The organism is Terasakiella sp. SH-1 (genome assembly GCF_004564135.1).
GTDB lineage: Bacteria > Pseudomonadota > Alphaproteobacteria > Rhodospirillales > Terasakiellaceae > Terasakiella.
Genome location: NZ_CP038255.1, coordinates 3,591,669 through 3,606,472, shown reverse-complemented (window position 1 = coordinate 3,606,472; position 14,804 = coordinate 3,591,669). Strand labels below are relative to the sequence as shown.

At 47.2% G+C, this 14,804-nt stretch carries 15 protein-coding genes; 3 read left to right on the top strand and 12 right to left on the bottom strand.

Annotation, left to right across the window (positions count from 1 at the left end):
• Positions 1-417: 417 nt before the first annotated feature.
• Complete coding sequence (locus tag E4K71_RS18305) at positions 418-594, bottom strand: hypothetical protein (RefSeq protein WP_167730673.1); 177 nt, start codon at positions 592-594, stop codon at positions 418-420.
• 173 nt (positions 595-767) lie between these two features.
• On the opposite strand from E4K71_RS18305, the gene E4K71_RS16995 reads away from it, so the two are divergent.
• Complete coding sequence (locus E4K71_RS16995) at positions 768-1,379, top strand: response regulator (protein WP_167730671.1); 612 nt, start codon at positions 768-770, stop codon at positions 1,377-1,379.
• Positions 1,380-1,623: 244 nt separating this feature from the next.
• A complete protein-coding gene (locus E4K71_RS16990) occupies positions 1,624-1,854 on the top strand; it encodes a response regulator (RefSeq protein ID WP_135081612.1) in 231 nt (76 codons plus the stop codon).
• Positions 1,855-1,856: 2 nt separating this feature from the next.
• On the opposite strand, the gene E4K71_RS16985 is transcribed toward E4K71_RS16990, so the two are convergent.
• Positions 1,857-2,354, bottom strand: a complete 498-nt coding sequence (locus E4K71_RS16985; protein ID WP_135081610.1) for a response regulator — start codon at positions 2,352-2,354, stop codon at positions 1,857-1,859.
• Entirely contained in the window at positions 2,351-3,847 is a 1,497-nt protein-coding gene (locus E4K71_RS18575; RefSeq protein ID WP_135081609.1) for a hemerythrin family protein, read from the bottom strand. The genes E4K71_RS16985 and E4K71_RS18575 overlap by 4 nt, the downstream gene beginning before the upstream one ends.
• Before the next feature lie 342 nt (positions 3,848-4,189).
• Here E4K71_RS18575 and E4K71_RS16975 point away from each other — a divergent pair, with 342 nt between their 5' ends.
• On the top strand, positions 4,190-4,957 hold the full coding sequence (locus E4K71_RS16975) for a DUF2202 domain-containing protein (RefSeq protein WP_135081606.1): 768 nt from the start codon (positions 4,190-4,192) through the stop codon (positions 4,955-4,957).
• A gap of 3 nt (positions 4,958-4,960) precedes the next feature.
• On the opposite strand, the gene E4K71_RS16970 is transcribed toward E4K71_RS16975, so the two are convergent.
• From E4K71_RS16970 to E4K71_RS16935, 9 genes are all read right to left on the bottom strand, one after another.
• Complete coding sequence (locus tag E4K71_RS16970) at positions 4,961-5,167, bottom strand: hypothetical protein (RefSeq protein ID WP_135081604.1); 207 nt, start codon at positions 5,165-5,167, stop codon at positions 4,961-4,963.
• 83 nt (positions 5,168-5,250) lie between these two features.
• Entirely contained in the window at positions 5,251-5,397 is a 147-nt protein-coding gene (locus tag E4K71_RS18300) for a hypothetical protein (RefSeq protein ID WP_167730668.1), read from the bottom strand.
• Positions 5,398-5,590: 193 nt separating this feature from the next.
• A complete protein-coding gene (locus E4K71_RS16965) occupies positions 5,591-6,748 on the bottom strand; it encodes a BMP family ABC transporter substrate-binding protein (protein ID WP_135081602.1) in 1,158 nt (385 codons plus the stop codon).
• Positions 6,749-6,796: 48 nt separating this feature from the next.
• A complete protein-coding gene (locus tag E4K71_RS16960; RefSeq protein WP_135081600.1) occupies positions 6,797-7,732 on the bottom strand; it encodes an ABC transporter permease in 936 nt (311 codons plus the stop codon).
• Positions 7,729-8,799: an ABC transporter permease gene (locus E4K71_RS16955; RefSeq protein ID WP_135081599.1), complete on the bottom strand. Its 1,071-nt coding sequence runs from the start codon at positions 8,797-8,799 to the stop codon at positions 7,729-7,731. The genes E4K71_RS16960 and E4K71_RS16955 overlap by 4 nt, the downstream gene beginning before the upstream one ends.
• Positions 8,796-10,343, bottom strand: a complete 1,548-nt coding sequence (locus tag E4K71_RS16950) for an ABC transporter ATP-binding protein (RefSeq protein ID WP_135081597.1) — start codon at positions 10,341-10,343, stop codon at positions 8,796-8,798. The genes E4K71_RS16955 and E4K71_RS16950 overlap by 4 nt, the downstream gene beginning before the upstream one ends.
• Positions 10,333-11,286 (bottom strand): tRNA-dihydrouridine synthase family protein, encoded by a 954-nt coding sequence (locus E4K71_RS16945; protein WP_135081595.1) that lies wholly within the window; start codon positions 11,284-11,286, stop codon positions 10,333-10,335. Before E4K71_RS16945 ends, E4K71_RS16950 begins: the two co-directional genes overlap by 11 nt.
• Positions 11,287-11,377: 91 nt before the next feature.
• Complete coding sequence (locus E4K71_RS16940) at positions 11,378-12,766, bottom strand: heme biosynthesis HemY N-terminal domain-containing protein (protein WP_135081593.1); 1,389 nt, start codon at positions 12,764-12,766, stop codon at positions 11,378-11,380.
• Positions 12,766-14,796: a uroporphyrinogen-III synthase gene (locus E4K71_RS16935; protein WP_167730666.1), complete on the bottom strand. Its 2,031-nt coding sequence runs from the start codon at positions 14,794-14,796 to the stop codon at positions 12,766-12,768. The genes E4K71_RS16940 and E4K71_RS16935 overlap by 1 nt, the downstream gene beginning before the upstream one ends.
• Positions 14,797-14,804 lie beyond the last annotated feature (8 nt).

Below are 14,804 nucleotides of genomic sequence, written 5' to 3'. Positions count from 1 at the left end.
TTCCTTGTCTTTTGAGGGTTTAACTACCTTCATCTAAGCTACTGAATTTTCGTAAAAAAAGTGTTACCTACATGTGCAGATATCTATTTTTGCCAAATCCATTCTTTCTGGATTCAAATGCAGTTACACATTGATTTTAAGAATACAAAAGTAGTTAAATCGCCCTCACCAGCCTTCTTTTCTGTGGATATTTTTGGGGATAATGAATATAAGACCTTGTTATTAAAGATTTTATGCAATTATCTTTATTGTCTTAACGCATTCTTAATATCATAACGCCCCCGTAACTTAGATAAAATTTTATCAATTCTAAGAATGGAATGCAGACAAAGAAAAAGCCCAAGACATCAAAGTCTTAGGCATCAACTTCATAAATAAACCTATTTTGCACTTAAAAACGCCTCAGCTCTCCCGTTATCAGGAAATTTTACCCCGCGTCATCAACATGATGTTAGACAGTACCTCATCAATTTCTGCGCATTGGTATTTACAAGCTGCCAAAAGGTCATTTGGGTCTGTCTTTGGACATGCCTTACAATGAACCTTAATCGCTTCGATGAGTTTTTGTTCTATTTGTATGTTGCTCATATTCATATCGAATCACCCTTAGCTGAGATACATACAGACTATAAAAAAACTATACGATTGGCATCATCCATTTAGGTGGCAATTTATGTCAAATCGACTTATGGTAAACTTAAAATAAAAAGCTACTTAAATAGCAATATACTATAAGCATAATTAGAATAATAAAAATGGCGCACCAAATGAATAATTTTGATCGTAATTCACATCATATCTTTATCGCAGACGATAGTGAGACTGTACGTAAAATGGTTTCCTATGTTCTGGGAAAAGCGGGTTATCAAGTCAGCTGCTTTGAAGATGGTGGGGAACTTCTAACCGCTCTTCGCAATTTGAGAGGTGCTCCTCTCCCCTCTGTCATTATTCTAGATTACAATATGCCCAATGTGGATGGGTTTGCCGCCTGTTATCAGATCAAACGCAATATGGCTGAGATCAAAACCCCGATTGTCTTTTTCACATCCATGGATCATCTGGAAAACAGTGCTCTGGAAGCTGGTGCTGATGAATTCATCATCAAACCTTTTCAGCCAGAAGCTTTGCTTGAACGTATTGATTACTGGGCACAACATGATACCCAATGGTCAATTGAACAGCGTCACCCCCCAGATGACGACAGACCTCTTGTCATGTTCGCAGATGACAGCGCACATTTTCGCAAAATGGCCACCCTTGTGATAGAAAGCGCCGGATTTAACGTAGAAGCCTATGAAGATGGGCTTGAACTAATCTGTAATCTGGAAGGAAAAACCCCAAAAGTCATTGTCCTTGATATGGAAATGCCTAGGGCGTAAACTCATAAAATAGACTTGCTTTGGTTTCCCTAAAATATAGGCAAGACAAGGCAAAGGCTTGCAGGAAGACTTGTACTTTCAAAAGACTTTAACGCAGTAATGCCTATATTTTAGGGAAATCCCGTAAGGGACGGGATGTATTTGAGGATAGAGCTGCGTTATAAAACCCTTAAAGTGCTCGCACTTCTGCGGGTTTCATGCCTTGTCTATCCTCAAATACATCTCCGCCAAACAAGTCTATTTTATGAGTTTACGCCCTAAATTAAACGGACTAAAAACCTGTAAGAAAATCAGGCTGGAATGGGAGCAGCTGACCTGCCCCATTCTGTTTTTCACATCGCAGGCTTCCAGCGAGACAATCCGGGATATCCGCCAAATGGGTGGAGATGACTATATTAATAAGTCACTTCCCCCCAATGTCTTAGCTGAACGCGTACTTCACTGGGCCGAAAAAACACATCAAGCCGCACAGTAAATTTATGTGTTATTTTTTCGGCGTTCGTGTTCAACACGGTAATTGCGACGACGACGCTCCGGCCCCTTGTAACTTTTACAATCAATAAAAGGACGTGGATGGATAATCATCGAACAAATTCGTGAATATAAGGTATGGGCATTAAAAGGCTTGGCCAAAAATTCATTAACCCCCGCATCACGGGCTGCTGCCACCGTTGACATATCCGCCCGACCCGTCAACATGATAATGTTGGAATATTGATAAGGTTCAAAAGCAGCCGAACGCAAACGCTTCACCAAATCCAGTGTGGTATTCTGCGAAAGCATATATTCCATAATCACGATATCAGGATTCTCATGCTTGATAATCCCAACCGCATCCACCTCGGTAAAGGCCACACGGATTTTTTCCACCCCCATGGCTTTCAACAAAGTTTCCACCAGGTTGGAGCCCCAGCGGTCCTTTTCAACAATCAAAACATTCAGGTCTTGCAGACCAAACGCCTGGAGATCACTCATACTTCATCTCCCAGCCAGGATTTAGGAACTTCATAATCTTTCAACAAGGCACTGATCTGATCATCCTTGCCTTTAACCATGTTTTTATAACCAAAGTCATTAAAGATGATATGTTCTAGAATAATCTGCTTATATTTCAAGACACTTTTCAGCTGGCGATTCTTATCAACCGTTGCCATTTTTTCATCGCGCACAGCCAGCAAGCGTTCCAGCATATCTTCGTGATTTGCCTTGTGCTTTTCAAGATCCGGGTCCCCGATCTTTTCCATCAGCAATTCTTCACGGCCAAAGTGAACGCGGCTGTAGCTTTCCAGCATCAACAAAATCAAATCCGTTTCAAACACACTGGCATGTTCTTTATTCATCAAATAAAGGTGCTTCACCAGATGGAGGAGATAACGGTGGTCCTCGTCCATGGCTGTACAGCCTGTTTTATATGTATCTTTAAATTCAAAGTCTTCCGTATGGACCTTGCTTGGGTCTGGATCATCACTATCGTGTGTTGAGGCATTGGCAAACATGGCCGCCAATGCTTCCTGAGACTGAACACCGGGCTCTGGTGTTGCTGGTTTTGGCGTTGTCGGCTTTGGCGCAGCTTCAGCTGTTGGTGTGGCTGCGGGTTTGCTTGCTGCTTGGGCGCTTTGCCCCGCTGGCGCAGAAGCAGAAGCTTTAGCCGATGGCGATGCTGCTTTTGCAGGGGCAGCTGGTTGTTCTGTTTTTGGTGCAGGCGCTTTTTCTTCCACTTTCGGGGCAGAGGCTTGCGGTTTTTTCTCTTCGACCTTCGGCAGTTCGAAGCTTTGGCTTTCCCCTTTAATCACAGCTTGGAGCTGCGCCAACAGTTTCTTACCAACATCACCACCAGTTCCGCTGATTTTATGGGTAATAATATATTCAAGTGTGGAAACATACGCTTCCATGACTGTCACACAATGCGTATCGGTCATGGGTTCCTGAGCTTTTTTTAACAAGAACTTTTCCAAATGCGCCCCAACCAGAGACATCAAGGGAAAGTTAAAACTGCCGCCCTGAATTTTAACCTCATAGGCAATTTCATTCAGGCGGTTCTTATGTTCGTCACTGGCACTTTGACCAGCAGCCAACCCTTTGACCACATCTGACAATTCACTGACCAATTTTGAAATCAACGTCAAAAACTGATCGGCCATCCCATAAAGTGCCTTATTGGCTGCATCGAGCACCGCATCATCCACAAGCCCTTCCCCGGTCAGGCGCACAACTTCACGCAATTGTTTTGTGTTGGCCGGACGGTGGGATTTCAACATATCCAGTTGCCCTTTGCGGGCCTGTTTAATCCCATCGGCAATGGAAGAAGCATCGGCCTTAAACAGCTGAATTTCTGCAATGGGATCTCCTTTGAACTTGGAATCCATTTTTGTGCAAAGCTCCGACCAATAGCTCGAGGCTTCCTGCTGTTCCCAAAAACCTTCAAAGTCTTTGTTTCCAGACTGCTTTACCATTGCGATTACAAACACTTAATTCTCTCCAGCAACACTATATGTGTTTATTCTTACTTAATAATTTGCGGTTGATACTTGCAAAAAATGCCAGAAATGGCAAGCCCGAGATCGAAAATGCAATCAAATAGTGTGAAAACATTCCGCCTAAATTATTGGAAGTATTATTTTAGTAGAATAACTCTAATATATCAGGCAAAAAACCATATTTAATCATGAAAGTGCAACTTACTCTTAATTTACACTTTGATGAATCGGCACAATACGGGCTCTCCATCTCAAAATAATCTTTTGCTAAACGGCCCTGTCTATCTATATAAGACTCCTAAAATAGTATTCGTCTTTTGTGGTGGTCCCTAGATGAGCAGATCCGGCTTTAATCCTGTCAGCAGTTTCCTTATTTTTGTCAGCGCCCTGTTCTTTGCAGGCACTTCCATTCTTGTTTTTGACCTTTTTATCGGTATTCCTGAAAGCAATGTGAAAATACCACGCCCCAATAGCCACCCTTATCGCGGGGCTTCCATTATGCTTACCCAGCAAGAAGCCACAGACTTACGTTTCTTGCGCGAAGAAGAAAAACTGACTGCTGACTTATACACAGCTCTTTATGAAAAATGGAAACTTCCCTTTTTTCACACAGCGGCCCAAGCCCAGCAGGCTTATTCCAAAGAACTCGTGACTTTGCTTGAGAACTATAAAATTCCCGATCCCTCACAGGGCAAAACACTGGGGAATTTTGAAGATATGCACTTACATAAAATGTATGCCGATTTAATGACCGATGGGGAAAAGTCGCTGAAAAAAGCCCTGTTGGTCATGGGGCAGGTTGAAGAAATTAAAGTGGAAGATCTGGACCTGTTTCTATCCCACTCTGCCCAGACCAGTCTTTTGGGCAGTTATAAAAATATCCAGATTGATGCTCGCAACAATCTGCGCAGCCTGACGGCTGAGCTAAAAAAAATCGGCGTCAGCTATACTGCGCAACATTTACCCCATAACAAGCTGAATTTCATTATCACAAGCGGGCATGAACGCATCATCACGCCCAAGATGAAACATAAGCCCGCCGCCACAAAGCCAGCAGAAGATAACCTTCTGCTCGATATCTTGGGCGGCGGGGCTCATTAACAGCTATTTTTTAGCGTATTCCAGCTCGCGATAAATCTCATCAAGGCTGCATAGTGCTTCAAAACAAACTGGATAATCGCTGCCCGGTTTTTTACTGCGCAGGAACACACGCACACCTGTAAACACCGCTGTTGCAACAGGTTCGATATAACTGATATCCTGCGGATTCACGAGGTACTCTTTCTCAGCGGTTTTAATCGTGATAAACATCAGTGCTTGCTTCCTTCTTCTATATTTCGGCTAACTCAATCTTTGCAACATTTTAGCCCCTTAAAGCAAGTCCTAAAACATTTCTAAAAAAGCGCCGGCAATCCATTCCAGACAACCCAATCCCAAGCCTGAATAAGGCAAGATGCATTTTGTTCTTCTGGGTCCTTGGCATGTAAACCTGTGGCAAACACAATAGATAAAATAGCTATGCTGATTATTTTGATCATCATTCAACTCCCGATAACAGCCACATTATCAAAAGGCTATGTCGCAATGATGTCACAAATGTAACACAATGTAACAAAAAAAGGCCCGAAAGATCGGACCTTTTTGATACTTAATCGTCATTCCCAACTTGATTGGGAATCTCTTTCCTTTTTGAAAAAGATTCCCGCATCCGTGAGGATGACTGTTTGGGTCATATTAATTCGGCAACTTACCAACCACACCTTCAACATACCAGTTAAAGCCGAGCATATCACCGTCACTCATCACAGCCCCCTCTGCAATGCGTTCCTTGCCCTCATTATCTTTAAGCGGGCCAGCAAACGGGTGAAGTGTGCCTGCGATAATATCAGCCTTGGCTTTTTCCACCATGGTCTGAACATCAGCCGGAACAGCCGCGTTAAACGGGGCAATCTGCACCATTCCTTCTTTCAACCCATCCCATGTGTCACGATTCCCCGTCCAGTTACCTGCCAGAACTTCTTCCACACGTTTCACATAATAAGGTGCCCAGTTGGTCATGGAGGCCGTCAAATGTGCCTTCGGTCCAAACTTGGACAGATCAGAATTATACCCGATCGCATAAATACCGGCATCTTCTGCCGCCTGAATCACAGCCGGGCTATCAGCATGCAGGTTCAATACATCTGCGCCTTGCCCAATCAATGTATCCGCAGCTTCGCGTTCCTTACCCGGATCAAACCAGCTGTTTGTCCAGATCACACGAACTTGTGCGTCCGGGTTCACGGTGCGAATCCCACGGGTAAAAGCATTAATGCCTCGGACCACTTCTGGAATCGGGAAGGCTGCGACATATCCAATAACATTGGACTTGGTCATTTTGCCAGCAACCAAACCAACCAGATAACGCCCTTCATAAAAACGGGCGAGATAGGTATTCACGTTGGCGGCGCGTTTGTAACCCGTGGCATGTTCAAAGGCCATGTTCGGGAATTTCTTGGCAACTTTTAAAGTCGGATTCATATAGCCAAAAGATGTGGCGAAGACAGCCTGATAATCTTCTTGCGCAAATTTCATGATCACGCGTTCTGAATCCGGGCCTTCTGCTACACTTTCAACAAAGCTGACCTTTACACGATCACCAAACTTTTCTTCAATGGCCTTGCGCCCTAGGTCATGCTGATAGGTATAGCCTGCATCCCCAACCGGAGAGACATAAACAAAACCAACTTTTGCCGGGCCTGCCGGTTTGGCCGGAGCTGCCTTTTTCTCAACAACTTCCTTTTTGGCTGGGGCTTTTTCTGTGGCCTGCTGTTTTGGTGCATCGCCTTCCCCACAAGCTGCCAGCGTCAATGAAACGGCCGCTGCTGCCATTACAGCCTTGAAATTACGCATTAAATCAAACTCCTAGACATCACTTTTTCTAATAGTTTACAAATTATATTATCCATTTGCCTGAAAAGGCTTGCCAAGACAAGCAGGTGCATTCAATCGAATTTTTGTTTCATCACGCGAAATCAGCACCAATACCAGGATGGTTGCGAGGTAAGGTAACATATTCATCAGGTGGGCGGAAACATCCAGTCCCATGCTTTGCACATTTAATTGCAAAATCGTCACCCCGCCAAACAAATAAGCCCCGATTAAAGCCCGCCCCGGCTTCCATGTGGCAAAAACCACCAAAGCCAATGCAATCCAGCCCCGCCCGGCTGTCATATTTTCTGCCCACATCGGTGTATAAATCAGGGAAATATAAGCCCCGGCCAGTCCACACATGGCCCCACCAAACAAAATGGCGGCAAAACGAATGGCAATCACCGGATAGCCAATCGCATGGGCCGCATGATGCGATTCGCCAACGGCGCGCAAAATCAGCCCCCACCGGGACTTATTTAAAAACCAGATACATCCCGCAACCAACACAAAAGACAGATAGACCATAATGTCATGACCAAACAGCAATGGCCCAATCACGGGGATATCGGTTAAGCCGGGGATATAAAGGCCAGAAAGCCCTTTAATCGGTGTTCCGACATAATCCAGCCCAAAAAAGGCGGACAGGCCGATACCAAATATGGTCAGGGCAAGGCCACTGGCCACCTGATTGGTGTGAAGAAACAAAACCAGCAAAGCAAAAAGACTGGATAGAGCCGCCCCGGCCAACATCGCCGCAACAAAGCCAAACCCTGTACTTCCGGTGGCTACAACCGCAATAAACCCGGCCACAGCCCCTACCAGCATCATCCCTTCAACGCCAAGGTTCAGGACCCCAGCTTTTTCCGTAATCAATTCGCCAATTGCAGCAAAAACCAGCGGCGTCGCCCCACGGGCAACCCCCAGTAAAATCGCCACCAGTGTTTCCAGCTCAAACCCGATCATGCGACCTTCCTTTTCAGCCCCAGAACCAGGCGGTAATTGATCAAGACATCACAAGCAAGTAGGAAAAATAACAGCATGCCTTGGAATACCCCGGTTACAGCCAAGGGCAGGCTCAATTGCATCTGCACCGTCTCCCCCCCCAGATAAGAAAGTGCAATTAACAAGGCTGCACATAAAATCCCCAATGGATGAAGACGCCCGAGAAAGGCAACAATAATCGCCGTAAAGCCATAGCCCGGGGAAATCACAGGCTGGAGCTGACCGATAGGTCCGGCAACCTCAAACATGCCAGCCAATCCGGCCAAGGCACCACCAACCAACAGCCCCATCCAAACAACTTTTTTTGAGCTGAAACCTGCATAATGCGCGGCCATGGGTGTCAACCCAACGACTTTTACCTGAAAACCAATTAAGGTCCGACTTAAAATCAGCCACGCAGCAATCACAATAAAAAGGGCAATCAAGGCACCAACATGAAGCCGCGATGCGTCAACCAATAACGGTAAAAGAGCGGCCTCACCGAACATACGTGATTCGGGGAAATTAAAACCTTCGGGATCACGTAACGGCCCATTGACCAAATATCCCAAAAAAAGTGTGGCAACGTAGGTCAACATCAGGCTGGTCAGAATTTCATTGGCATGGAAACGCGTTTTTAAAAAGGCTGGGATCGCTGCCCAAGCCGCCCCTCCCATAATTCCTGCTAATATCATAATTAGCAAAATTAATGAACTTGTCGTATCATGCCAGGTTACAGCAATTGCGCCTGCGGCAATTGCCCCCATAGTCAGCTGTCCCTCAGCCCCAATATTCCACACATTTCCCCGAAAGCCAAAAGCGAGCCCAATCGCGCAGAGCGTCAGGGGTACAGCCTTTAACAACAACTCAGACACGCCATAAGTATTACTAATTGGTTTTATAAAAAATAAATACATAGACTGGAGTGGATCGTATCCTAACGCCCCAAAAAGAATCCCCCCCGCCAATAATGTGAGCACAACGGCCAACACAGGTGCACCATAGATCATAACCTGAGAAGGAGCCAAACGCTGTTCAAAACGGATCATGGATGGGCCTCCTGATCCCAAGGATCAACCTGATCAAACATCCCGCCCATAAGCAAACCTACTTGTTCAACCGTTGTTTCATGGGTGGGACGGGCTGGTGATAAACGACCATGGGAAATCACCGCCATGCGATCGCTCACCGCAAAAAGCTCATCCAAATCTTGTGACACCACCAAAATGGCGCATCCCTGATCGCGCAAATCCATCAGCGCCTGATGAATGGCCGCAGCAGCACCCGCATCAACCCCCCATGTGGGCTGGGCCACAATCAGAACCGTGGGATTTTTCAACAGCTCGCGACCAATGATAAACTTTTGTAAATTTCCGCCGGAAAGAGATTTTGCTTCTGCCTTTGGTCCACCACTGCGGACATCAAACGCCTGAATAATTTTCTGGGCAAGATTCTGCGCCTTGGAAAAACGCAGCCAGCCCATTTGCACCAGTTCGGTCACCCCACCATGTCCAGACAGCACCGTATTATCTGCCAGTGACATTTCCGGCACCGTGCCATGACCAAGGCGTTCTTCCGGCACGAACGCCAATCCTAGGCGGCGACGCTTATTCGGCCCTAAATGGGCCACAGCCATGCCCTTGATCAAAATTGCATCATCATTGGGGCACAACCGTTCCCCAGACAGTACAGAAAGCAAGTTATTCTGCCCATTGCCCGCCACCCCGGCAATGCCAAAGATTTCACCGGATTTGACGGAAAAAGAAATCGAATCAAGATCTGCAACAAATACATCATCAGAAGACATAGACAAGTTATTGACCACCAGGCAATCATCACCTGTCTGCACACCTTCTTTTTTCTCAGGTGTTTTGATCTCTTGGCCCACCATCATCTGCGCCATGGAACGCGCACTTTCTTTGGCCGGGTCACAATCACCTACAACCTTTCCAGCACGCAAAATAGTTGCACGATCACACAGGGCCTTAATTTCTTCCAACTTATGGGAAATATAGAGAATAGAACGCCCCTCTTCACGCAGGCGACGCAAGGTCACAAACAGCTTATCCACTTCTTGTGGGGTCAAAACCGAGGTTGGTTCATCCATAATAATCAAGCTGGGGTCTTGCAACAGGCAACGCACAATCTCGACCCGTTGGCGTTCACCAACCGACAAGGTATGGATTGGGCGTTCAGGATCCAGCGGCAGGCCATAATGATTGGAAATGTCCACAATTCGTTTGGCAAGAACCTTTAAGGGGCCTTTTTCATTAATGCCAAGAGCAATATTTTCCAGCACTGACATGGAATCAAACAGGGAAAAATGCTGGAAAACCATACCAATCCCGAGTTTACGAGCCATCCCTGGATTTTCAATCCGAACCGTTTGACCTTCCCAAATCATTTCCCCTTCATCGGGCTGCATGATCCCATAGATCATTTTAACCAATGTGGATTTGCCCGCGCCATTTTCCCCTAAAAGCGCATGAATTTCACCGGGTTCCACATTAAAATTAACATGATCATTCGCAATACAGGCTGGAAAAGCCTTGGTCAGGCCCTTTAATTCCAAACGGTGCTGTTTAGGCGACATGTGTCACCTCACCCAATTCCTCACACACATGGGTATAAATCAAGGCTGGATCGCGCAACGGCTTAATGCGATCAAAAAGGGCCTTGGCCTCTGGGTAAGTTCGCCCCAATAACTTGATCCATTGTTTCATACGCCCTTCGCCCCATTTCGGGCGCTTGGTATCAATCATCATGTCGCAATAAAGCTTGAGCCAACCAAGCATTTCCGGCCAGAGAGCAAACTCGCCCCCTTTAATTTCACGCGCAAGACTGGGCCGTGCAATGGCACCGCGACCAATCATGATATGCTCACAGCCACTGACCTCACGACATTTTTGCGCATCTTGGGGCGTCCAAACCTCCCCATTGGCGACCAAAGGAATATCAATGACTTCCTTGATGCGAGCCAACCATTCCCAATGGGCAGGGGCTTTATAGCCTTCCAGTTTGGTGCGCGCATGAACCGTGAGTTTTTCAGCACCAGCTTCTTCAATGGCTTGTGCATTTTCAAGAGCAAGGGATTTATCTTCAAACCCAAGGCGCATCTTGGCACTTAGTGGGGCCTTGCCATCAATAGCCTGTTTGACCTGTGCTGTAATATCATGAAGCTTTTCCGGCCATTGCAAGAGCGCAGCACCCGCCATATGGCGGTTCACGGTTTTTGCCGGACAACCGAAATTCAAATCCACCCCAATCGCGCCAAGTTCATGCACCACATAGGCAGCGTTATCAGCCATCACATCGGCTTCGCCCCCCATCAACTGGACATGAACGGGAATACCCGCAGGGGTCTGGCTGTTACTTAAAAGTTCCGGGCAATATTTTAAAAACCATTCACGCGGAGCCACGGTTTGGGAGACACGCACAAATTCTGTCACGCACAGGTCATAACCTGTGATACGTGTCAGCATATTGCGCATATGAACATCAACCACCCCTTCCATCGGGGCCAGCGTGATTGTCATGGACGACCCAATCCTTGACCAATTGGTAAAAAAACCTTTTAGCAAAAGAGTCCGGACTTGTCTTTAATAAAGAGTCTAGGGTCAGGACCTCTTATTGCGCCGCCGTTGATTTATTAATCACCAGTTCAGCTTCCACAGCTTCGACCTCAACCACCTGCCCTTGGTCCAAAGCAGGGGGTGTCGTTTCAGCTTGTTGTGGCGTCTGCCAAATCTGCGTATCAAACCCTTCACATTTTGAACAAACAGAAGACCAATCAACTGACACATGGCCGCATTCTTGACAAACCCATGCGGGATTGGCCGCCGCTTCGGTCGCCTTGCGCAACCACTCACGTGCGCCAGTCAAATCACCATTTTCCGTTTCCACCAGTTCCGCCATCATAGCAAAGACCCGTGCACTGGGAGCTTCAACCAACAGAACTTTCAACTCGTCACGCGCTTCCCCCCACAACTGCCCTTCAAGCGCAGCACGGGCAATGATGATCCGGCTTTCAACATGTTTGCGGTTTTGACTTGCCAGACGTTCCGCCAAATTCACCCGCTTCAACGCATCGGGTTCGCCCTGCATCTCTTGGTACAAATCATAAAGAGCCGGGTGCGGCGTTTTGCGCCAGGTTTCTTCAATCAAAGAAACCGCCTTGCGGCGTTTATTGGCTTTCCCCAACAAACGGGCCTGAGCAAGAGCGGCAGGCACCAGCTCTTTATCCTGTTTCAACGCTTGACCAAGCAGTTTAATCGCCTGATCATTTTGACCTTCACGTTCCGCCTGCGAGGCACGTTCCACCATAAGTGCTGCTTTTTGACGCGCACCATCCTTGCTCTCCACCAGTTTATGTTTGATAGATGTAGACAGGATAGATTCAGCTTCCGCCCAATCGCCACGCTGAATTTGCAATTCAAACAGGCTTTGCGCCAACCATTCGGTTTTCGGTTTCAGCTTATAGGCCATCTTCGCCAGTTTTAGGGCTTCTTCCTTATCACCACGCGCTGTGGCCTGGTTCATCAGCCCACGCAGGCCCAGAAATTCCAGCCCCTTGGTTTTGGACATTTCATCAAAAAACTCACCTGCAGCCTCTTCATCCCCATCAAGCTGAGCTGCTTGAGCAGAAAGCAACATGGTCAGGCTGGGATCATCCAACAGATCATGGGCTTTTTTCGCATGTTTGCGCGCTTCTGCCGTTTCACCAGCGGCCACTGCGACCATACCTTTGGTCAAGGCTTCGTAGCCTTTGTGGTTGCGGCGTTCATGGCGGAAATGCACAAATGTTTGCGGGCTTTTGCGCACAAACACCCAAATCCGATAGGCCAGCGCACAAATGGCAATCACAATCAGCGCGGTCAACAGGGCCAGACCAATGGGCATTTCAACAATCAGCCCCTGCCATTCAATGGCGAGTTTGCCCGGATGTTCAGCAAACCAAACCCCAATGGCAACAACGACCAAAAGAAGAAGAAGATATTTTACAATACGTCCAAACATTATCCTTGCTCCCCTGATGTGCTTAACAAGGTCAGGATATTGGCTTGTAGGTCAGCCAGTGCGGCATTGCCAATCAAGCGCGATTTCGCCGCATCCATCCACGGCTGGGCGACTTCCAGCGGCTTGCCATACAGATTTTGCAGTTCATTTAATGCACCAACAAAATCACCGGCACGCACATTATGTTCGGCGCGTGCAACCATCCCCAACGGCCCGGTCCCGTCCAGATTGCCTGGGGCACGACGGATACTGACATAAGAGGTCAGGTTGCGCACGGTCTGTTCCATCCAGCTTGCCCCTTCCGGCACGGCAATGGCACGCACGATATCCTTGGCTGTGGTTTCAAAAGAGGTATGAAGAGACGCCAGCGACGCCATACCTGTTGCCGCCATAGGCTGAAGAGCTGCGACACTGCGTTCCAACGTGGGGTGGCCTTGAGCCAATACACTCAGTGTCTGAAGCTCAGCCTCAAAAGGTGATGAGGTTCGCATAGCTTCACGAAGCGCACTGAAACCAGCCAATAACGCATGGGCACTATCTGAACTGCTGCGCGCCTGCAAATTAGCAGCTTCCACATCAGCCAAACGGGCATTTAACGTTGCCAGCGCCTCACGCAAGGCTGCATTTTCAGCTTCAATTCCAGACAAATCAACGGGTTCAGCTGTCCCAACGCTTTCCAGCTTTGCCGCCAATTCTTTAAACTCAGCTAATTTTTCCTCACTGCCATTAGCAATTTCAATAGAGGAAAGACCCGTCCTGACATCACCCAAGGCCGCTTCGAGTTGAGCAATACGATCAAGCAAGGGCTGGACATCAACTGCATCAGAACCATCGCCTGTATTTCCACCGCCTGCTTCCAAAGCCGCGATGCGGTTCATCATATCCATCAAAACCTGGTCAGGCACCACTGAGCCTTGCACCGTTTCCAGTTTTAAAACGCGTGCAATTTCAGCCTTCACCCGTGGCACCCACATATCCTGCGTATAATAAGCGCCTGCCCCGGCACCTGCCAAAATCACAACCGATGCGGCCAAAGCTTTGAGCTTGAAAGATCCTTTTTTCTTCACAGGCTTGGCCGCTGCTTTGCTTTCCAGCGCCATTTTGACCGGGTCATCATCGCTAAAGGCGACTTTCTTAGGCTCTGTTTTTTTATTTTCTGGCTTTTTATCCGCAGACACCTCTTTTTTAGCCTCTTTCTTTTCTTCTGCCTTTACAGGCTCTTTGACTTTTTCCTCTGTCTTGGGGGGTTCGTCACTCTTTACGTCTGTTTTTTTGTCTTCTTCTTTTTTCGCAGTCATCGAGTCTTCCTCTGAATCAGATAAGATACCAAGCAGAGCCTCTTGGTCCGGTGTGGGGGCCGTCTTCATCTCTTTAAACGGCAGATGTTTTATTTTTGACGCAACAGCCTCGCTAAGTCCATAGGCCCGTATGCAATCTAAGTGCTTTACCAAATCAGCTTTTTCAATCAATTCGCCAAAAGACGTGGCTGTGCGCGGGGAATAGAGCAACACGGCATCAATTTCACGATTGGTAATTTGTTTCTTAAGCGAAGGGGACAGGCTGGTTGTTTTATCCGCATGATATAAAACAACCCGCTCATACTCGAATCCATCGGCCTCCAGCAATCCTTTCAAATCACCGGCAAGGCGGGAGCCCGCAATATGAAGAAACTTCCCTTTGGCTGGGTCGCCCTCTTTTTTAATTAATTTTGCTAATGACTCAACATCACCATTAGCATTTTCAACATGCTTAAAACCCGCCTGACGAGCGGCTTTTGCCGATGCATCCCCAACGGCCAACACTTTAAAAGAGCGGCGTTTATCCGCAGACGCAAAAGCACGTACCCCATTGGCACTTGTCACCAAAAGGGCTTGAATATCCTTAATCTTATAAGACGAAAGCGTCTTTGCCCCATCAGCCTCGTTCACAATGGTGAGTAAGGGGAAAAGAACGGGCTGATGCCCCCTCTTTTTCAACGCTTCAACAAGCGGCGCAGCATCTTCTTTCGGTCGCGTGACAAGAATACGCATCGCTATTA